The following is a 21,613-nucleotide window of genomic DNA, read 5'->3' on the forward strand; positions in this document are numbered from 1 at the left end:
CGTCCAAAAAGGACGGGCGGGACGCCCATCCCACAATAACAATTAAAATTGTAAGTTATTTAATTCGCGATCCTAAGATTTGGAGTGGGCGATCGAGCTTCGATCGAAAAGTTTGTAGGCGTAAGGCGGGGCGTAGCCATCGCACAGCGCTCCGGAAAAAAAGACCAAAAAAAGATCGATCGTCCGCGCAAGTCAACCCTCCTGGGCTCGCACCCGCAACAGCAGCAGCTTTCCCCCCTCACCTCAATCGGGCTGCCGCCTCCCGAAAGCCCTAAGCCTCATAACTCCCCAAAAGTTTTCGCCACAGGAGTTTCACAGTCTCCAAGCTCACAGGTATAGCAACGGCCGATAGGGTAAGGACGTTCTTAATTGATGAAAGCATTGTTTTTACTGTCGAATGCCAAAAGCATTTCTAGAGGCTGCTGCTCTGGCTCCCTTGTGCACGAGAGAGGCGAATGCTATAAAATCTTAAACAGCAGGGGAGTGCGGAAATTGCGATCGAACGCCAAGCAACAACCGAACTCGATCGAGTCCAAACCTTTGATAACCTATAATTTGAATGAGATGCCGCAGGCACTTCTGCTACTGGCATTATACTAATGCGCCATCCTGCGGCTAATTTGGGATTTATTCTTTCTAACAACTAACAACTAACAAATAACAACTAATAAAGAGGGGATTGCTTAATGGCTGCAACAGATTTTAAAGACTATTACGCTATTTTGGGACTCAACAAAACTGCCAGTTCTGACGAAATTAAAAAAACTTTCCGCAAACTAGCCCGCAAATATCACCCGGACATGAACCCCGGCAACAAAGAAGCAGAAGCTCGTTTTAAAGAAGTAAACGAAGCTTACGAAGTGCTCTCAGACCCTGAAAAACGCAAAAAATACGACCAATACGGTCAATACTGGAAGCAAGCTGCCACAACTCCAGGCGGATGGCCGGGCGGGGGCAGTACGAATGTAGACTTTGGCGGGGTTGACTTCAGCGAGTACGGCAGTTTTGACGAATTTATCAATGCCTTGTTAGGTCGCGCAGGTAGTAGTCCTGGTAGTGCCCGCAACGCCAAGTGGAATTACAGCAACTACCGCAGCACCAGCGGCGGGCCCACAGGTTTTGGCGGATTTGAAGATTTCGCGGGGTACGAAAATCGCACCGCAGGAAGCTCTCTCGACACCGAGGTCGCCATTTCCCTGACTTTGGGGGAAGCATTTCGGGGAACTTCTAAGCGAGTCGCCACGGGGGAAGTTTCGATTCCAGCAGGAGTGAAAACCGGCAGCAAAATTCGGATAAAAGGCAAAGGTCAAGTTGACCCGTACACGAAGCAACAGGGAGATTTGTACCTAAAATTAGAAGTTTTGCCTCACGCTTTCTTCCAGTTTGAGGGAGAGAATTTGGTCTGCGAAGTGCCGATAACTCCCGACGAAGCGGTGTTGGGATCTTCAATTGAAGTGCCGGCGCCTGAAGGTATGATCACTGTGAAATTTCCAGCCGGGATTCGTTCGGGTCAGTCTTTGCGGTTGCGGGGCAAGGGATGGCCGAAACCGAAGAAAAACGAGCGGACTGATTTGTTGGTCAAAATTGCGATCGTGCCACCGAAAGAAATTAGCAGTGTAGAACGCGAATGCTATGAAAAAATCAAAGCAAATCGCACTTTTAATCCTCGCAGTAATCTCAATCAGATGGTGCTGTAAATTACCCAGCACGGACCTGAGTACAGCTACAGTGTGGGCTTTCAATAGCCCTGAAATGATCTTGCACCTTGCAAAACAATCTCGAACCTTCGGGCTTATTTACGAAAGCCTCAATAGCAGCAATATTCTTACTGCCGTTTAAGTCGGCATCACCTTTCCATCCACAATGACCACAAGCGAACTTTTTGCCATTCCTATAAGACTCACCCTTTACAGGATGAATGTGATTGCACTTGTGGCACATTTTGCTGGTGTATCTAGGCTCAACAAACAGAATCTTTACGCTATGCTTTATAGCTTTGTAGATGAGGAATTGACGCAACTGAAAGAACGCCCAGCTATTACTAAGTCTCCGCTCTTTCTGCGAGCGTGGCTGCTGATTTGTGCGTTCCCTAATTCCCGTCAAATCTTCCAAAGCGATAACTTGATTTTTGTTCTTAGCCTTGGTTACGATACGGTGACTGATAGTGTGATTTACCAAAGTCTGAAAGCGCTTTTCCTTGCCCGACAACCGTTTCAACAATTCTCGACATCTACGCCGAGTGCTGCGCGTGCCTTTCGTGGCTTTTCGCTGGATATTTGCTCTCAACTTGGCATAATGGTTTTTAACTTTGGTAATTTGTTTGCCGCTAAATGTATCTCCATCAGAAGTGACCGCAATATCAGTCCTACCCAAGTCACAACCCAAAACTTGATTGCAAGGTGGAGGCTCGGCTGGCTGAGATTCAAGCTGAATATTAAGATAGTAACTGCCATTTTGCGTTTGCACAAAGTAGCAGTCTTGGGGTTTTGACCTTTCAGCAATCCAAGTTGGTAGTTTCCGATAGCCAGTACAAACCGTTCCCTACCACCAGTAGTAGTCAAACTTACTGTCCAATCTTTTTCCCTAAAAGAAAAGATACGGGTATCGTAAGTGACGCTAGTAGGAGCAAATTTGTTAACAGGCTTCCCATCTTTTTTAGCTGTTTTTCTGTTACCAGAAACCCGTCTAATAGCATGGATTGCCAACTGCGCCGAAAGTCCAAACATCTCTCTGACATTGTGATATACCTGCAGATTGCATCGCCAATTCATTTGTCAGAGTTGGCGGCACAGTTTGATTCACGTATTCACAAGCATTAGCGAATGCCTGAAGGGTTGCATCAATTTTGATGGAATGCTCAGGCGTTACTTGGAGCTTGCAAGGGGCGGGTTCACCGAAATATATGACACCCACCGACAAATCAGATAAACCCGCCCCATCCCATCGAGAAACTACCAGAACTATCGGTCAGAGCAACTCCGCCCTATGAAAAACTCCACTTTTAACCAACCCTCTACCAGAATAGGCGCAACCACAGGCAGATTGCGCCTACAAAACGCTATATTTTGTTGTTCGTAAGTCCTGAATCGAAAATCAAAAATCGAATAACCCTTGACGTGTGTAGCAATTCGTGATATTTTTATCCGCGTTTATCGGGATATAAAAAATATTTATGAATAAATCTTAAGTTTTAATTAAATTTAGTATTATAATTTTGGTAACTTCCAACTAAGTATTTATTCTCAATATGATAGCGGATCAATTTCCTTGGCTGACCGCAATTGTCATCCTACCCCTCCTAGCTTCCCTCGCCATCCCTTTTCTGCCCGATACAGACGGCAAAACCATTCGCTGGTATGCCCTAGGCGTAGGTATTGCAGATTTTGTATTAATGTGCTGGGTGTTTTGGACTCATTACGATCCAAGCATCTCTACTTTCCAAATCGTAGAGCAATATTCCTGGATACCTTCTTTAGGTCTCAACTGGTCTGTTTCCGTTGACGGACTGTCAGTGCCGTTGGTACTGTTGGCGGGATTGGTGACGACGCTATCAATCTTTGCAGCCTGGGAAGTCGATCGCAAGCCACGACTATTCTACTTCCTGATGCTGGTGATGTACTCCGCACAAATAGGAGTTTTCGTCGCCCAAGACATCATGCTGCTGTTCATTGTCTGGGAACTAGAACTAATTCCGGTGTACCTGTTAATCTCGATTTGGGGCGGACAAAACCGCCGCTACGCAGCTACCAAATTCTTGATTTACACCGCAGGCGCTTCCATCTTTATTTTGATAGCTGCCTTGGCAATGGCATTCTACGGCGGAGGCACTCCCACCTTCGACATGGTAGAACTAGGCTTGAAGGACTACCCACTGGGCTTAGAACTCCTGCTTTATGCGGGACTGCTGATTGCCTTCGGTGTGAAACTGGCGATTTTCCCCTTCCACACTTGGCTACCTGATGCCCACGGTGAAGCATCTTCTCCTGTTTCGATGATTCTGGCCGGTGTATTGCTGAAAATGGGCGGATACGGACTGATTCGCCTGAATTTGGAACTTCTTCCCCAAGCACACGTTTACTTTGCACCGATTATGGCGGTGCTCGGCGTAGTCAATATTATCTACGGCGCGCTGAATTCCTTCGGCCAATCGAACATGAAGCGCCGCTTAGCGAATTCGTCGATTTCTCACATGGGATTCGTGTTGTTGGGTATTGCTTCCTTCACGGATTTGGGAATCAACGGGGCGCTGTTGCAAATGATTTCTCACGGTTTAATCGCCTCAGTATTGTTCTTCCTGGCTGGCGTTACTTACGATCGCACCCATACAATGATCATGGACGAGATGGGCGAGATTGGAAAAGTCATGCCGAAAGTGTTTGCCTTGTTTACCGTAGGCGCGATGGCATCTTTGGCACTCCCCGGAATGAGCGGTTTTGCTAGCGAATTGTCCGTGTTTGTGGGCGTCGCAACTAGCGATATGTACAGCGGTTCTTTCCGCGCGGTGACAGTGTTCCTGGCTGCTGTAGGACTGATTTTGACGCCGATTTATTTGCTCTCGATGCTGCGACAGTTATTTTACAACTGTGGCACCCTAGCTGCTTGCGACCTTGAGGATCTAAATCTGCAGAATCAAAGAAACAATCTGGATGAAGCGGTTTGTTTTGGTAATAGTTGCGTTTTGCCTGGTGATGCACCGTTTATTGATGCTAAACCTCGGGAAGTGGCGATCGCATTTTGCTTTTTGATACCGATTGTCGGCATTGGTTTTTATCCCAACATGGCGATGCAAGTCTACGATGCCAAGACTGTCGCAGTCAACGCAGAAGTCCGCCAATCTTACATCCAAATTGCTCAACAAAATCCTCGGATTTATGCGAATCAACTTTTGGTTCCCAAAATTGCCCAAGCTCAAAAATCGCCTGCTTTGGACAAAATTACAGGGGCTGAATCTGCATCGGTTTTTGGCATTGTCAAATAATTTTCTCGAACTCTGTTTTTGTTGAAAATTGGGCGATCGCTTTTGTCAAAGGGCGATCGCTTTTTTCTTATCGCTGAATTTCTGAAATAATCTGCGCCAGATTCTCCCTAGCATATCCCACCTCAAGAATCGATTTATCATCGAGATCAGAGGCTACTTTTTTCAAGATATTTAGCGGTTCTTCAAAGCCTGTCGTCTTCACAAACAACACTTGCAACCGATTTTTTACTAATGCTAAAATAGAGCGACTTGGTTCGCCTTTATCCCCTTTCCGTTTAGCAATGTTGATGCTCAATTTGTGAGTTTTCAACAGCCGCATTCTTTCTATTCCTTGGGTCTTAACCGTCTCCAAAACCTCCGCTCGAATCTGATCGACTAATCTATCCGTCACATATTGCACGATCAAAGGCTGAAGCATAAAAACAGTTTCCCCGCCCTCACTAATTTTGTCAATCAGCGAGCGACGACCTAGAGAATCGAGATTTTTTAGCAAATCCGAAAGCGATGAATTGACCAACATCTGCTCTCGCAAAGTCGCCAGGGAAATCGGGATTTGAGCAATAGCAATCCAGTAGGCAATCTCTTGTTCTGAACTCGACATTCGATCGAACTGTTGCGCCAGCAAATTGCTGATATGTTCTTCAATAAATAACGCCGTAGCTTCCAAAAGCTTTAAAACATTCCCCTCGAAAAACTCGTTAATTGTTGTCGCTACAATCTTTAAGGCTAACAGATTGCCTCCGTACCGGGATAACAAGATTTCCAACTCTCGATCTTGAGGCGACAAACCTTTTTCTTGGAAAATTTCCCGCGCTATTTCCTCGGAAATAGCAGGTTTTAAAGACCGCACTTTTTCTCCCGCCAGCAAAGCCAGTTCCGTAGGCTCTTCCCAACTAACTAGCAGTAAACAGCTATTGTGATTGACCTCACCGAGCCGCACAATTAAATCTCGATATCCTTCGTAGCCTTCGCGATAGTGTCCCGCTAATTCTTCGGGTTTGAGAACCGCTTCAAAATCGTCTAAAATTACCAGACAGCGGTGTTTTCGCAGATACTCGACCAAGCGCGAAATTTTGCTGTTGAGGTCGATCCTATTCGTTGGCGTAGCCCCCGTAGGGGCGAGATCCCCTAACGGCACATCGGGTTTTTGTTGGTTAGAAAAAAGTTGAATTAAGCTTCCTAGGAAGTCGGATGGTGCGGGTGTCGATCGCAGCGATCGCCAAATCACAAAATCAAACTCATTCTGTACCTGTTTTGCCAACTGCACCGACAGAGTTGTTTTGCCGCTACCAGCCAAACCAAGCAGCGCTACCAGGCGACAATTATCTGATACAATCCACTGCTTTAAAGTAGTTAATTCTTCAGTCCGTCCGTAAAAAACCGAAACATCCGGTGCTTGGCCCCAATCTTCCTCTCGGTGTCCGATGGCCATCTTCAATAGAGAGCCTTTACCTCCACTAAAATCGCTCGTTCCCTGATCGATGTGGTATGAAAACAGCAACTGATGCCTCAATTCCGAAAGCTTTCCAGGGCCATTCCCCCCGATCTGAAACTTTTTGTAAACTTCGCCTAGTCTTTTGCGAACGGCGATGTCGCTAATGCCAAGCTTGGTTGCGATCGTCGCCGTAGATTGACCGTCGAGAGCCATAAACACAGTTTCTAACTCGGCATCTGTGACACCGCGTTGTTTGGCGATCGTTTGCACAAAGTTTTGAGGAATCGGAGTAGTCAAGGTAGGAATCTCGTCTATACTAAAAATCTATCTTCTATTATATTGTGTGAGTTCTCGCGGGCGAGCAATTGAATCGAATCTACCAACGTTCAGCTTGCTTTTTGTTGTTTGGGTAGTTTTAGATATTTATACCCAATTATCGATTGTGATACCAGTTAAAAAAATACACCTCTAGGCTCGTACTCCAAACCAATACACAATCAGTCATTCCAAATTATTCAATTCTTCAATTATTCAATTCTTCAATTCTTTAATCAAAGATGCTATGAGAAACGGGGAGTTTATCGCCCTAAATTGTTGCTGTCTCCTCATCCGTAAAACCTATTGTATAGTGGAGGCGCGGCGCTTAATTTATAGCACTAAACCATAAATATCCAACCGCACCCCAACCCACAGCCTATCAAAAACCGGGTAAATATTACAATTTTTGAAAGCAGCGCTGTATCAGCCAAAAATTGTCGCAGTAGCGCGGTATTCTTGGGCAGAAAGCACCCGCCAACTCCCATCGCCCATAAGTTCCAAAACCTGCTGGTGATATTTCACTAAACTCACTCGGTGGCCGACACTCACAAACGTAGTTTTAGTGGCTTGCAACTGCTCGTATAAATGTTGCTCGTTCTTCAAATCCAAAGCACTTGTCGCCTCATCCAAAATAGCGTATCTCGGTTCCGTCAATAACAATCTAGCAAAAGCTAAACGTTGCTGTTCTCCCAGCGACAAAATCTCGCCCCAATCTAAATTCGCATCAAAACCGCCCAATCTGTCCGGCAAATCTGCTAAGTTTACTGATGCCAAAACGCGGCGCAATTTTTCCTCATCAACCTCGCTGCTGGTATGGGGATACAAAAGTTGCGATCGCAAACTACCCAAAATCATATAAGGACGCTGCGGCAAAAACAGCATTTCCCCCAATTCTGGCCGCGCTAAACGGCCCGTTCCCGCGTCCCACAAACCCGCAATTGCCCGCAGCAAGGAACTCTTTCCAGCACCGCTTTGACCGACAATTAACAGTCCTTCACCGGGCTGCACTGCTACCGACAAATCCCTAATTAAAGTCTTTTGATGCTGCGGAGTATCTAAAGTAACGTGCTCCAGTGTCAACTGAGAATCTACTACTACATCTATAGCAGTTCCTCCAGGACGAGATACCGCTTTTTTCGCTTCCAGAGTATCTGTAAATACAGTCAAACGATTGATACTAGCTGCAAAAGAACTCAGCGGCTCAATCTGAGTTACAATCACAGAAAAAGCGCGCAAAACCTGAGTGAAAGCAAAACCAGCTTGAGTGATATCTCCAAACTCGATTGTACCACTTTGATCTGCAAAATAAGTTGGAGCTAGAAACAAAGCCGGAATAATCACAACAGCATATCCGTATCCAGTTGTGAAATAATCCAAGTTTCGCTGCCAACCAATTAGCAAATTAAAATTGCGGAATACTTCCACAAATCGCTGCTTTATTTGAAATGATTCTTGCTCCTCGCCTCCATAAAAAGCAATAGATTCGGCGTTGTCGCGAATGTGAACCAGTCCGTAGCGAAAATTTGCTTCTTTTTTAAGTTGCTCGAAATTCAGAGGTACTAATCTTTGACCAAAAACTAGAGTAGCTGTCGTGCCCACAATAGCATAGATAATCAGAAAAATCGAAAGTTGTTTTGAGATAGACCACAGGATACCAGTAAAAGATATAATATTAACTATTGAACCAAGGATGAGCAGCATAAATGACAAACTTGTCCGGGTAAAAGAGCGGACATCTTCGGAAATTCGCTGGTCTGGATTGTCGATTTCCTTGTGTAAATTTATTTCGTAATAAGCCCGATTCTGAAAATACTTATCGAGGAACTTATTAGTCATCCACTCCCGCCAGTAGATACCCAATTTATCTTCGGTATACCGGTAAATTACCACAATGGGAGTGCCGACTATAAAAACCCCTGCATACACAAACAGATACTTCCAGTAATTGAGCTGGTCTTTCTTAGCTAGTGCTGTGTTAAAAAAGTTACCGACGTAACTAATTATTACATTCATACCGCTGACTGACAGCGACAAAAAAAGCAGCAAAGTCAATAAAGCCCAGGGCTGCCAGTGCGGTGTCAATCTGTCTTTGAACCAGACAAAAGCGCTGAAAGGAAGAATTAACATTAAAGCCACGATCGCAATTGCGGGCGAATTAATAATTCCTTTCAACAAAGTAACTAAGCCGGCTGCAATACTATTGACAAATTCGGGAAATAAGACTTGAGTACCCAAACATACAGCGCTGACGAGTACAAACATCGCAGCGAAGAGAAATATCAACAACAGCGCTACTAATCCTAAAAATATTCTGCCGCCCCCAGGCTCTAAAGGATAAAAGTAAGGTTGAGCGATCGCAATAAATCTCTGCCACAACTGACGGTCAAATCGATTCATCTTTGCTGTTTACAAAACTACTTTGACTGTTCTAACATATCAACTATTGTGACAAACGGCAGCAGTAATTTATGTCGGAGTTTTGCGAAAAAATTTGTCTCACCCAGAGACGGAAACTGGTTTTCCGAGTTAACTGGTGGAGACCAAAAATTTGGGAGCTTTGTTCAAGCTCTTATATTCATCTGTTAAATCAATTCTTTAATCTCAAATCTCAAATCGCTCTAGCTGGAAGAAGTTGCGCTATCGCCGGCCAAGTCCGACTGCAATTTACTGCTGTAAAATCGTTGGCTAATCCCTAAAATTACTTGTTTCATTAGCCAATACAAAACAGCAATTACTACAAAAGTGACAGCCATTACTAAAACCGGACGCTTGCCTATCAAATCGTTCATTACACTGTTAACCAGCGCATCGGGGTTAGTCAGAATGTCCCAAGTGTTGAAGCGGATAAATCGCCCTAAATAAATGCCGATCGCCGAAAGTGCGTGTATAGTTATCTCCGTTACCAGGATAAATCTACTCAAACCCTGTTGCTTCAAATAGTAACCCAAATTCATCACCGACAGCACGTAAGCTCCAAACCCGGCCAGCATAAACGCGAGATATTGGGGAATCAAAGCCAGAGTCACAGTCCACACCGAGTTCCCCTCTTTAATCTGGCGGATCAGGTGAATGATATCAGTTAAAACGTAGGGCGCATTGGGTAAAAATGCGATAAACCAGAAAAAACCGCCCCACCACCGGAGAGAGCGAACTCCGCGCTGCCGCAGTACCCAGATGTCTACAGCCATCAGTGCCAGTGTAATCGCGATCGCCCCCAAAACGTAAGTTTTGCCCACATCTTGCACTATGTGCCTCAGATACGCAAAAACAGGGCGCGTACTGGACAAAAAAGTAGCGCCTAGGAGAAAGCCCGTACCCCACAGCAGCCAGCGCGATCGAGGTTTGCGGAACAGCCAAAAACTCAGGCCCAGCGGCACTAAACCCAAAAACAAATTCCAAGACATCCAGCGGACATTGTGTCCCATTGCTTGCAGGGCTTCCAGGATTAATCCCATCATGTCAATTTTTATACAATTAAAGGTTTGATGCAGCACCGCTTCGTTAGCAGCTTCCGTCTATTTTAGTCTTTAAATTGTAGGGTGAGTCAGCTTATGGCCCCTGGCTGCGCGCCTGAAAATCAGGCTCTGCTGACGAATCCTACCACTGCGGAGTCAATCTCAAATCTAAAATCTAAAATCGACTGACGCACCCTACCACTGCGGAGTCAATCTCAAATCTAAAATCTAAAATCTAAAATCTAAAATCGACTGACGCCCTACTATTTATACACTTTGTCGATCGGAATCTCAATCTGAAAAGTTGTTCCGCATCCTATGGAAGAAATGCACTCAATCTTACCCTTGTGCTTTTCCACCACAATCGAGTGCGCGATAGACATTCCCAACCCCGTACCTTTCCCCACAGCTTTCGTAGTAAAAAACGGGTTAAAAATGCGATCGACTATCCCATCGGGAATACCCGTACCGTTGTCCGAAATTTCTACCCTCACAGTGTTCTGGGGGGTTACACCAGTGGAAATAGTAATGCGGCCACTCTTTGTCTCTGATTGTGGAACCGATAACTGGTGATATCGCTCTTCAATAGCATCAATTGCATTAGCAATAATATTCATAAACACCTGATTCAGTTGGCTGGCATAGCACTCCACCAGCGGCAGTTTCCCGAACTCCTTAATTACTTCAATTTCCGGGCGGCTGTCCCGACTCTTCAAGCGGTGCTGCAAAATTAACAAAGTGCTCTCAATTCCCTCGTGAATATCCACCGGCTTCATTGCCGATTCGTCCAGTCGCGAAAAATTTCTGAGGGACAATACAATTTGCCGGATGCGCTCGCTTCCTACCTGCATCGAACCCATAACTTTTCTTAAATCCTCAGCCATGAAATCCAAATCAATCTCTTCAATGCGATCGACAATTTTTGAATTAGGAGCGGGATACTCCTGTTCGTAAAGAGTAACAAGATCCAGCAACTGTGTAGTATACTGGTTGAGATAATCAATGTTAGCGTGAATGAAATTAACGGGATTATTAATTTCGTGAGCGATCCCAGCCACTAATTGCCCCAAAGAAGACATTTTTTCTGTTTGAATGAGTTGAGTTTGAGTAGAGCGCAATGACCGCAGCGCTGACTCTAAATCTCTGGCTTTTTCTCTTTCTCGTTCCTCGCTTTGCCGCAGTGCTTCCTCTGCTTGCTTGCGAGTCGTAATATCCTGGGAAACTCCAATTATTACCTTAGCCTGACCCTCCGCATTCCTACTAAAAATAGTATCCCGGCTTTGCAGCCACAACAATTGACCGTATGCTCCCTGTACCCGGTACTCAATTTCCCTAGTTTCGCCATCTTCAACTTCTGCAAAGCTCGCGTGATGTTCCACAATTTTAGGCAAATCTTCGGGGTAGATCAACTGAGGCATGAGTGACGAATCCATCGCTGTAATGTCGTCAAGGGTATATCCCAAAAGCCCGAACAGTGAAGTATTCGTGTAGATATTTCGCTGTTCTTCCAAGTCGTATAGATACAAAATACCGGGAGTAGCCTCGGCTACTTTTTGAATAAACTGCTGGCTTTCTTGCAATTCTAATTCAGCTTGTTTGCGATCGGTAACATCAACGGTGATGCCGTCCCAAAGAATATCGCCGTTTTCCTTAGCTTCAGGACGCGAATTTGTCTGAAACCAGCGAATTTTGCCTGAAGGTAGTACCAGCCGTCCTTCCCACTGCCAAGGTTGCAGATTTTGGGCAGAAATAGCAATAGATTCGTCGTAATTGTCGCGATCGTCGGGATGAACCAAATCTGTTAGCACAGCCGCATTTTTAATAATATATTCTGGTTCTAACTCAAAAAGTTCTCGGCAACCAGCACTTATGTAAGGAAAACAGGAAGAGCCATCTGCACGCAACAAAAATTGATAAATGATTCCCGGCAAATTAGCAGACAGCTTTTGGAATTTTGCCTCGCTTTCCCGCAGTGCTTCCTCTGCTTGTTTGCGTTCCGTAATGTCAGTAATTGAACCTACCATGCGGACTGCTTTTCCAGATGCGTCCCACAAAGCTTGTCCCCGACTCAATATCCATTTGTAAGCGCGGTTATAGCACCACAAGCGGTATTCGGTGATGTAATGAGGCGTTTTTCTCTCCAAGTGTTCTTGAAGAAGTTGCTGAGAACTCACTAAATCATCGGGATGTAAATTCGTATTCCATGTATTATTGTAATCGCTAATGTCACTATCTTCGTAACCAGTGATTTCCTTAAAGCGATCGGAAACAAAAAGTTCACCGGTTTGCAAGTTCCAGTCCCAAATGCCGTCATTGTTGCCTTTGAGTGCTAACTGCCAGCGTTCTTCAGTTTGCATCAATTGAGCAGTTCTCTGTTTCACTCTATTTTCGAGTTCTTGATTGAGCTGTTTGAGACTTTCTTCTGCCTGGTTGCGTTCGATCGCAATTCCTGCTAAATTAATCGACGCTTCTATCAATTGCAGATCAAAGTTTTTGGGGTAGCGCGGTTGGGAATAATACATTCCAAAAGTCCCCAAAACTTGACCCTGAGATGAGAAAATAGGAGTAGACAAGCAAGCTCTCAGTCCAAAACTCAAGGCTAAATCTCGATAATTTTCCCACAAAGGATCCCTGGCAATATCTGTAACGATTACCTGTTGGCGGCTAAAGGTAGCAGAGCCGCAGGAACCGACATCCGGCCCGATGGCTATGCCATGAATAGCAGCATTGTAACTGTCGGGCAAACTGGGCGCGGCTCCGTGCAGCAAATGTTTTCCGTCTGGAGCTAGAAGCAATATCGAACCGATGACATCTCTAGATTGCTGCTCGATAATTTTAACTAAAGTATTTAAAGTATCGCCCAGAGAAGCACCCTTAGCAATCATTTCTAAAATTTGTTTTTGACCCGTTAACCAATTTTCAGCTTGCTTGCGCTCCGTAATGTTGCGGGCTACCCACAGAGCCGTGTTTTCTTTCATTGGCGAAATGGTAGCGGCAAACCACGTTTGTACGCTGGCAAGTTCCAGGTTATATTCAAAAGTACAGGTTTGATTTCTAGCAAGGGCGGTGCGAATTTTATCGTGAAAAATATCTGCCATTTCTGGCTCGAATAATTCGCTGATTTTTTGCCCGGAAAATTCCGCCGGTGGCTTGTACAATAATTCTGGATTTGTCGGGGCAATTTTCAGCAAGCGTCCCTCAATATCAATCTCGAAAATTACATCGTTCATGGCAGCGAACAAAGCTCGAAGTTCCGCTTCAGAACCTTGCAGGGCGATTTCAGCTTGTTTGCGATCGCTAATATCCGTCCCGATACAAAGCAGTCCTGCCACATTTCCCTTCGCATCTAGTAAAGGTTTATTTGTCCACGCTATCCACACCCTTTCTCCATTGTGGCGGATGTTTTCATTTTCGTTTTGGAAGTATTTTTCCGGCTGTGTCAAACAGTCTCGAATCTTTGTCGCGAAGTCACTTTCAAATAACTCTGTTTTCGGTATAATTGTGCCGATCGCACTTTGGCCGATGATTTCTGCTTCTGAATACCCGAAAAAATCTTCAGCAAACTCGTTAAAAAAAGTAATATTACCTTCACTGTCTAACTGCACAATCATGCTGTTAGCATTCTCAACTAATTGCCGGTACTTAACTTCGCTCTCCCGCAGTTTCGCACGGCCGTACACCCAGTTAAAAACCGCCGCCCCGCTCAAAAGTGCCAGCAAGCCACCTCCAAAAAGCAGCCAGCCCCGAAACGGCGAATTCGCAGGCCATCCTCCCGCCGGAATTGCTGCCAACTGCCAGGAACCGTTGGGCAAAGTCACTTCCAGCACCACGGGATTCTGCTCAAAAATTGACCCGTCACCGAAAAACACAGGGCCGGAGGCTCCCGAACCGTCTTTGCCCCGCAGAGCGTATTGCAGCTTCGCTGAGGAGTCGTTGAGTCCTGCTTCCTCAATGAGGGTATTTTTGTCGATGATCAGGCCTGTCAAGCCCCAGTAAACTCCTTTTTCTGCCTCGGCGCCGGAGGGTGTGAGAAAAATCGGCGATCGGCTGATGAAAGTCTCGTCCCCCTCCAATAATTTCACGGGCCCGGCTAGCAAAGTTTTTCTGGTTCGGATGACCTCTTTGACCATTTCCCGCTGTTCGGGTAGCGTCGTCAAGTCAACTCCGATCGCCGATTCATTTCCCTCCCGCGGATAAATGTAAGCGACCGTCGTGCCTTTAACTAAAGTTATGGCGCGAATGCCCGGTTGCTGTGCCACCAGAATTCTCGCCGTCGCTGCAAACTCGGCTTCGGTGATGTTTGGGTTGTTGGAAATGTAAGCCCCCAAACCCCGCATCAAAAACAGGCGGGAATTCAAAGAGCCTTCCAGCTTTGAACGGACTGTGCTGAGGCGATCGAGGGTGCTAGCGCGGTTGTAGTGAAAAAACCGCCGCTGTTCCGATCGATCTAAAATGCCAACTCCGACCAAAATTGCTATTGATGCCGAAATAGCTGCTAAATACGGTGAAATTTGGAATTTTTTAACCTTAAAGTATTCCATCTGCCGGGGGTTAAGGTATTTTTTTACGTCTTTAGATAGATTTAGTTTAGTTTGATTTCTCTAGGCAAATCCAAAATTTTCGGCATACCGGGCTTTTCGCAAGCGGGCGCGAGTTTGTTGTGTTCGAGGACGCCCGTCGAACGCGGGCGATCGGCAAGCCTCTCATCATTAATTCTATGGAAAAAGTTTTAAATCTACAATCGACTGACCGAAAGTAATGTCGTCATAAGCCCCCGGATTCATTCCAACGCGCAGGCTCAAGACGGGATCAATCTAAAATCTGAAATCTAAAATCTAAAATCGACTGACTCGCCCTCGATGGGGTAGGACGCGCCATGCTCCCGCACCACACCGGTGGGGGAACGCGCACCCGAAAGACGGGAGTTATTAGCTAAAATAGGTTTAGCAATAATTTTTTTCAGCGCTACGGCTAATCATTCATAGGGGCAATTTGATGCAAGAACAGTTGATGGAAGCGATCGCACCTTACCGCGATCGCGTGGATTATCTAGAAGTTCGCCTCGAACAAAGCGAGTCAACTGCGATTAGTTTTCGCGGCCCTCAGTTAGATGCTGTCAACCGCAGTTTTAGTCTCGCCGGCGGCATCCGCGCCTGTCACAAAGGTGGCTGGAGTTTTGTAACTTTTAACGGTTTAGATGAATTAAAAGACCGCATTGAAGAAGCTGTAGTGCAATCTCGTTTGGTTGGTAGTGAAAAAACTCTACTAGCAGATGTCACCCCGATTCAAGATTATGTAGCGGTGGAATTGGGCCGCGATCCGCGCTCTATTACTCTAGCCGAAAAGCGGAAATTGCTCGAATCTTACAATCAGTTGCTGTTAGATCATGACCCGCGAATTCAGACGACAATGGCAGGTTACAGCGACAGATTTGGGATTACTTATTTTGTGAATTCTCAAGGGACTTGCATCGCTCAAGAGCGCTTGGACGTGACCGGACGTTTCGGAGCGATCGCCCGCGGCGAGGGCGGTGTCGTCCGCCAAGGGTTTGAGTCGATTCACTCGCGATCGGATTACGATGTCTTGACAAATATTGAAGATCGTGTTAAGAGTGCTGCCGTTCGAGCTGTAGGCCAATTAGAGGCAAAATCGGTGAAAGGTGGTCAGTATCCGGTGATTTTAGACCCTTATTTGTCGGGGGTTTTTATTCACGAAGCTTTCGGGCATTTGTCGGAAGCAGACGGCATTTACGAAAACCCGAAAATGCAGGAATTGTTGACTTTGGGCAAGTCTGTGGCGATCGAACAATTGAATGTAATTGACGACGCAACTGTGCCGGGATTACCCGGAACCTTGAAATACGACGACGAAGGCGTGCCGGCTCAGTGCAAGCATTTAATTAAAAATGGAGTTTTAGCCGCTCGGATGCACAATCGCGAGACTGCGGGCAAAATGGGCGAAAGTCCGACGGGAAATGCCCGGGCTTTGAGCGCTACTTTTATGCCTTTGGTGCGGATGACTAATACTGCGATCGAGTCTGGCGAACATTCCTTTGACGAAATGGTTGCCGACATTGACGAAGGAGTTTATGCAGTGCGGATGTTGGGAGGACAAACCAACGGCGAAATGTTTACCTTTGCGGCGGCTCAAGGTTTTATGATTCGCGACGGCAAATTAGCCGAACCCGTGAGCGATGTCACTTTAAGCGGCAATGTATTTCAGACTTTAAAGGATATTGAGTCGATAGGAAATGACTCGGTTTATGCCTACGGCGGTTGCGGTAAAGGTGGCCAGAGTGGCTTGCCGGTAAGTGTCGGCGGCCCCCATTTGCGGATTAAAAATGTTGTAGTCGGAGGAAGATAAAAAGTGTTGAGTTTTGAGTTTTGAACTCAACACTTTTTTATCCTGGGTAATGTGCGCTGCGGCGCACCCAAAAGTTCAATAAAAACCCCGGTTTCTTCAAGAAACCGGGGTTTTTCCTACCAACTAAGAGAGGAGTCAAAACTTCACAGGTAGCGGTTGCCGGAATTCTGCATTTCTCGCACAACCCTCTAAACCAAACTACGGCAAATTCTAGTTCCAGCTTCTTTAAAGCTGTCTCATTTCCTCTTCAAGCACCCGAACCAAATCTTGATTGCCACTGGATCTCGCTACTTCTATGCGGTGCATCAGTTGCTTGTGAATGTTAGCGCGGTGGGTTTCTGCTACTTTTTTTACGTTTTGACGATTTGTGTTCATGGTGGACGTTCCTTATATTAAATTTGGTGTACCTGCTACTTCTCTAATATAGCGCTAAATTCCAAAAAGTATCTAAATTTACAAAAAATTTACAGTTGTTGACCGATCGACCAAACTCCTGTATAAGATTGGTCATAAGTCAATAGCGATATCTTGACAATCAGAAGTCATTAGTCATTAGTCAGTAGTCATTAGTCATTAGGCTGATGCCCGATGCCCGATGCCCGATGCCCGATGCCCAACATTTACATTTAGTCAAGCGGTGCGCGGTACGCACTCAACATTTAGTCAAAACTCAAAACTTGCTTCAGCGCCTCTACCAACTGCTGAAGGTGTGCGAGCTCGTGAGTTGCCATCAGCGAAATCCGAATTCGACTCACGCTGACAGTCGGAGGCCGAATCGCTGGAGCAAAAATACCCATTTCCTTGAGTTTGCTGCCGACTGTTAAAGCGGAGGCTGCATCTTTTAACGGAAGAGTGAAAATTGGGGAGAGGGAATTACTAATTGGTAATTGGTAATTGGTAATCGCGCAATATTTGAAAGTTTCGATATTTTGTCGCAACCGAACTCGGCGTTCTGGTTCTTGCTGTACAATCCTCACAGCTTCTAAAGCAGCCGCCGCGTCAGCAGGCGTCAATGCTGTAGTATAAATCCAACTCGCAGCTCGATTACGCAGAAAATCAATTAAAGCAGCAGAGCCCGCAACGTAACCACCTAAACTTCCCAAAGCTTTGCTGAGTGTCCCCACTTGAATCAGTGGTGTTCCCGTACACCCGAAATGTTCTGCACAACCGGCACCGCTAGCACCGAAAACTCCCGTAGCATGAGCTTCATCTACTAATACCATGCAGTTAAAGGTTTCGGCCACAGCCAACAACTGCGGCAGCGGACACAAGTCCCCATCCATGCTAAAGACGCTATCGGTAATAATTAAACACTTGCGGTACCTTGCGCGATTTTGCTCTAGCTTGGCTTTTAAATCCTCAAGATTGCAGTGACTGTACTCTAGGGCAGTTGCACCGCTGAGTGTGGCTCCGTTTTTCAGGCTCGAATGGTTGTACTTGTCAGATAATATCAAATCGCGCTTGCCGACAACGGATGCGATCGCCCCTAGATTCGCCAAATATCCCGAACTGAATACTAAAGCATCTTCAGTTTGTTTTAAATTAGCAATAGCTTGTTCTAACTGTCGGTGCAAATCGCGGTGTCCGCTGACCAACCTCGAACCCGTCGCACCCGTACCAAATTCCTTAGTTGCAGCTATAGCAGCTTCAATTAACCTGTCATCGCCCGCAAGTCCCAGATAATCGTTGCTGGCAAAGTTAATCAGGCTGTGGCCTGCTAACTTTACCACAGGCCCAGGGGAACTTTCGATCGATTCTGGCGATCTATACCAATTGGCACGGCGAACTGTGTCCAGGGCCTTCTCTATCCAAGCGTAAGGGTCTGTGTTCATATTGGAAAGCGATCGGGTAATACGTTATATTAGCTGGTGATCAGTTCCTCCCTATCACAGAAGCATATGCCACTCACTAAAAAATACAGATTAGTCACCCGCAGCGATTTTGACGGTCTAGTCTGTGCAGTTTTGCTCAAAGAACTCGATATGATCGACGAGATTAAATTCGTGCATCCTAAAGATATGCAGGATGGGAAAATCGAAATAACAAATAACGATATTAGCACCAATTTACCCTATGTTGAGGGAGTTCATCTAGCTTTCGATCACCATTTCAGCGAAACTCTTAGACACGAGAAAATCAAAATCAACCACATCATCGATCCCTATGCAGCTTCAGCAGCTAGGGTACTGTACAAATATTATGGAGGTGCAGCAAAGTTTCCTGATATTTCTGAGGCAATGATGGCTGCAGTTGACAAATCAGATTCCGCTCAATTTGCCCAAGAAGAGGTTCTGCATCCGCAAGAATGGGTGCTGTTAAACTTCATAATGGACGCACGAACCGGGTTGGGAAGGTTTAAAGAGTTTACCGTTTCCAATTATCAGTTAATGATGCAGTTAATCGATTACTGCAAATATCATACTATCGATGAAATATTGCAGCTTCCTGATGTAAAAGAAAGAGTAGACCTCTACTTCGAGCAAGAAGAAAAATTTAAAGAGCAAATACAGCGATGCGCCCAAGTTTATAATAATTTAGTTGTTTTGGATTTGCGTAACGAAGATGTGATTTATGCGGGAAATCGTTTTGTAATTTATGCTTTGTTCCCTCAGTGCAATATATCGATTCACGTACTTTGGGGACTGAAACAACAAAATACTGTTTTCGCAGTTGGCAAGTCAATCTTTAACAAAACTTCTAAAACTAATATTGGGGAGTTAATGTTGAGGTATGGCGGCGGTGGACACCAGAATGCCGGAACTTGTCAGATTGAGAACGATAAAGCTAGTCAAGTTTTGAAACAGTTAATTGCCCAGATAGAGCAAAATGGTTAATTTGGCTTTATCTTTTTTGCAGTCAGGACTTGAGTCTTTGATTATTTATTTTAATTTTCAGCACTAAAGTCCTTACTACCAACAGGGATTTTTAGGACTGAAGTCCTTACTGCCAACGAGAGTTTATTCCTCAAGGTTTTGATCTGGCGGGTTCTGAACATTGAGATTTTCTGAACTTTTACCTTTGACTGGTGGCAAATGGTCTACCAAACCCATATCAAAAGCGATATCCGGCAACTCATCAGCGTTATATTTTCCTGGCTCAAACAATCGGCCGGGAGTAAAACAAGGCTGTTTTAATCGTACCACTTCCCCGGGTGAAAACATTCCCCTAAACATTTTGCGTTCGAGTCCCATAATTTCTGCTCTTAAAACAACTTTCGCATTAATCCTAGCAATTTTTGAGCAGCAGCTTCCCAATTAAATAAATCTGCCGTCTCTTTAGCTTTTTGAGCTACCTGAAAACGCATCGGGTCTTCAACAATTTTTCGCAACTGTTCGCGAACCGACTGAACATTTGGCTCGGCCCAATGAGGAGCATTTCTGATTTTTAGATACTCAGTATCGTAACACTTTCCCACGGGAATTAGATCGTAAGCAATGGGATAGCAGTTATCAGCATTGGCGTACTCAGTCGGGCCGCCGTACATAGTCATAGCAACGGGCAAACCTGCTGCAAAGGCATCCAAAATTTTAATCGCAAAACCCTCGCCGCGAAACGGTGCTAAAAAAGCATCTGCTGACAAGTATAAATCAGCTAGTTCTGCTTTAGTACAAAATTTAGGCTTTACCTGAACTTTTGACTTGAACTTGCCGAATTGTTTTTCGATATTTACGAGGTGTTCCACTATAACATCAGGATTTTTGCCACCATCTTTGATAATTAACTCTACGTTAGAATCATCTTTAAACTCTTCACAAAAAGCTTGAATTGCCAGATCCGTGCCAAATCTATACCAATCAAAAGAATTGGTCATGTGCAGAATATACTTTACATCTTTTTGGGTTTTTTGCGGTCTGGGCAAATAGAGTTGCGAGATTAAAGGATTGAAACCTAGAGGCATGACTGATACGTTAGCCGGCGGACATCCAGCTTTTATTAAAACGTTTTTAGAATATTGGCTGACGGCTAGTTTGTGAGATGAAGTGTTAACAGCATCGTAAATCCAGTAATCATAATCATCATGGTTTTTGGCGAATTCGTAATTGATAGCAAAAAGTTCTAAGTTGAGATGTCCGTTGAGTTCTTTTAAAAAATAAGGTTTCCAATAATGAGACCATTTGATCTGAAATAAATCTGAGGGTGTGGTGTTCATCCACTTCTCTAGCAGGTCGTTTTCTTCTGCTGTGGAATGGCGGCTGAGATGAGAGGCTATTGTTGAAGGTTCGACCGAAATAGGAATTCCCATTTGGTCTAAAGTTTTGGCCAGGGATAGGGTAATGTCGGTGAAGGAGTTAAAGTGTTGAAAGGCAACGTTAAAGTGAACCATATTTATGGGTTATTAGTGCAGGGCGATCGCATCTAATTTGGTATAAATTGTACTTGACAAATGACATAAAATGCACCTGCCAGAGGCAGGGCTGCGGTGGAGACGGGATGGGCCACCAACAAGTAGTTAAACTGGGAATGGACTCCCGGCAGGTATCTCTCACTGAGGCAGATGGAAAAAGGCTGCCGTGAAATCTATCGGCAACGGAACATTGTTGAACGTGCTATCAAGCGACTCAAGCAATGGAGTCGGAGCGCTATTCGATATGAGAAGCTGCCTGCCAATTATACAGCCACGATCGCGATCGCCTGCATTCTGTTGTGGTTATAGTTTGAAAACACGCCCTAGGTAAGACTACGTGATGCAGATAAATCAACTAGGTAGAACCCCAGCGAGCGTGCTTAGCTGCCTATCAGCATCACACTCAATTTTCGTATCGGCTCAATAAATAGGGGGAGCAGTTATTCTAGTTGCCAAGACAAGCCCAAGGGATGAAGAGAAGATTTTTCGCGAATAATAGTAGATAGAGAGGGAATAATTCCAAGGTGAGAAATTCGATCTCGGACATAATCGAAAAAACTGATTCTCAACTGACGAGTAGTAGCAACAAGAGACATAAAAGTATCCCATGCTTGAGTACCCTCAATCGTTTGAGTTGCATAACTAATATTACGTCGCTGCACCATAGTTCTGGCAGCTAACTCAGCCGGATTATTGTGTAAAGGTAATTCAGGATGCTC

At 45.1% G+C, this 21,613-nt stretch carries 14 protein-coding genes and 2 pseudogenes; 6 read left to right on the forward strand and 10 right to left on the reverse strand.

The window, feature by feature from the left end:
• Positions 1-275, forward strand: a pseudogene (locus tag QT987_RS27070) (hypothetical protein); the annotation flags it as partial.
• Positions 276-686: 411 nt separating this feature from the next.
• Entirely contained in the window at positions 687-1,697 is a 1,011-nt protein-coding gene (locus QT987_RS27075; protein ID WP_333057740.1) for a J domain-containing protein, read from the forward strand.
• A gap of 1 nt (position 1,698) precedes the next feature.
• Here QT987_RS27075 and QT987_RS30060 read toward each other — a convergent pair whose 3' ends face one another.
• Positions 1,699-2,466, reverse strand: coding sequence for an RNA-guided endonuclease InsQ/TnpB family protein (locus QT987_RS30060; RefSeq protein WP_445299599.1), 768 nt, complete (start codon positions 2,464-2,466; stop codon positions 1,699-1,701).
• Positions 2,467-3,247: 781 nt separating this feature from the next.
• Between QT987_RS30060 and QT987_RS27085 the strand changes: the two genes are divergently transcribed.
• Positions 3,248-4,978: an NAD(P)H-quinone oxidoreductase subunit 4 gene (locus QT987_RS27085; RefSeq protein WP_333246324.1), complete on the forward strand. Its 1,731-nt coding sequence runs from the start codon at positions 3,248-3,250 to the stop codon at positions 4,976-4,978.
• A 67-nt stretch (positions 4,979-5,045) separates the two neighbouring features.
• Here the strand turns inward: QT987_RS27085 and QT987_RS27090 are convergent, their stop codons facing one another.
• The 4 genes from QT987_RS27090 to QT987_RS27105 all read right to left on the reverse strand — a co-directional run bounded on the left by QT987_RS27090 (position 5,046) and on the right by QT987_RS27105 (position 14,727).
• Complete coding sequence (locus QT987_RS27090; protein ID WP_333246326.1) at positions 5,046-6,710, reverse strand: NB-ARC domain-containing protein; 1,665 nt, start codon at positions 6,708-6,710, stop codon at positions 5,046-5,048.
• A gap of 444 nt (positions 6,711-7,154) precedes the next feature.
• Positions 7,155-9,128 (reverse strand): ABC transporter ATP-binding protein/permease, encoded by a 1,974-nt coding sequence (locus QT987_RS27095; protein ID WP_333246328.1) that lies wholly within the window; start codon positions 9,126-9,128, stop codon positions 7,155-7,157.
• Between the two features lie 221 nt (positions 9,129-9,349).
• On the reverse strand, positions 9,350-10,189 hold the full coding sequence (locus QT987_RS27100; protein ID WP_333246330.1) for a DUF1361 domain-containing protein: 840 nt from the start codon (positions 10,187-10,189) through the stop codon (positions 9,350-9,352).
• Positions 10,190-10,449: 260 nt separating this feature from the next.
• Positions 10,450-14,727 (reverse strand): PAS domain S-box protein, encoded by a 4,278-nt coding sequence (locus QT987_RS27105; protein ID WP_333246332.1) that lies wholly within the window; start codon positions 14,725-14,727, stop codon positions 10,450-10,452.
• Between the two features lie 454 nt (positions 14,728-15,181).
• On the opposite strand from QT987_RS27105, the gene QT987_RS27110 reads away from it, so the two are divergent.
• Positions 15,182-16,549 carry a TldD/PmbA family protein gene (locus tag QT987_RS27110; protein ID WP_333246333.1) on the forward strand — a complete coding sequence of 456 codons (1,368 nt, stop codon included), beginning with the start codon at positions 15,182-15,184 and terminating at the stop codon, positions 16,547-16,549.
• A gap of 225 nt (positions 16,550-16,774) precedes the next feature.
• On the opposite strand, the gene pirA is transcribed toward QT987_RS27110, so the two are convergent.
• On the reverse strand, positions 16,775-16,924 hold the full coding sequence (pirA, locus tag QT987_RS27115; RefSeq protein ID WP_172185012.1) for an arginine synthesis PII-interacting regulator PirA: 150 nt from the start codon (positions 16,922-16,924) through the stop codon (positions 16,775-16,777).
• 284 nt (positions 16,925-17,208) lie between these two features.
• The gene (bioF, locus tag QT987_RS27120) at positions 17,209-18,381 is read right to left on the reverse strand and encodes an 8-amino-7-oxononanoate synthase (RefSeq protein WP_333056034.1); all 1,173 of its coding nucleotides are present in this window, start codon (positions 18,379-18,381) and stop codon (positions 17,209-17,211) included.
• Between the two features lie 66 nt (positions 18,382-18,447).
• Here bioF and QT987_RS27125 point away from each other — a divergent pair, with 66 nt between their 5' ends.
• Positions 18,448-19,383, forward strand: coding sequence for an exopolyphosphatase (locus QT987_RS27125; RefSeq protein WP_333246335.1), 936 nt, complete (start codon positions 18,448-18,450; stop codon positions 19,381-19,383).
• Between the two features lie 123 nt (positions 19,384-19,506).
• Here QT987_RS27125 and QT987_RS27130 read toward each other — a convergent pair whose 3' ends face one another.
• Entirely contained in the window at positions 19,507-19,740 is a 234-nt protein-coding gene (locus QT987_RS27130; protein ID WP_333056036.1) for a hypothetical protein, read from the reverse strand.
• A gap of 11 nt (positions 19,741-19,751) precedes the next feature.
• A complete protein-coding gene (locus tag QT987_RS27135) occupies positions 19,752-20,873 on the reverse strand; it encodes a glycosyltransferase family 4 protein (protein WP_333246337.1) in 1,122 nt (373 codons plus the stop codon).
• A 171-nt stretch (positions 20,874-21,044) separates the two neighbouring features.
• Between QT987_RS27135 and QT987_RS30065 the strand changes: the two genes are divergently transcribed.
• Positions 21,045-21,203 (forward strand): transposase, encoded by a 159-nt coding sequence (locus tag QT987_RS30065; protein ID WP_445243020.1) that lies wholly within the window; start codon positions 21,045-21,047, stop codon positions 21,201-21,203.
• Between the two features lie 131 nt (positions 21,204-21,334).
• On the opposite strand, the pseudogene QT987_RS27140 reads toward QT987_RS30065, so the two are convergent.
• Positions 21,335-21,613, reverse strand: a pseudogene (locus QT987_RS27140) (hypothetical protein); the annotation flags it as partial.

The organism is Microcoleus sp. SVA1B4, from assembly GCF_036700545.1.
In the GTDB taxonomy this organism is placed as follows: Bacteria; Cyanobacteriota; Cyanobacteriia; order Cyanobacteriales; family Microcoleaceae; genus Microcoleus.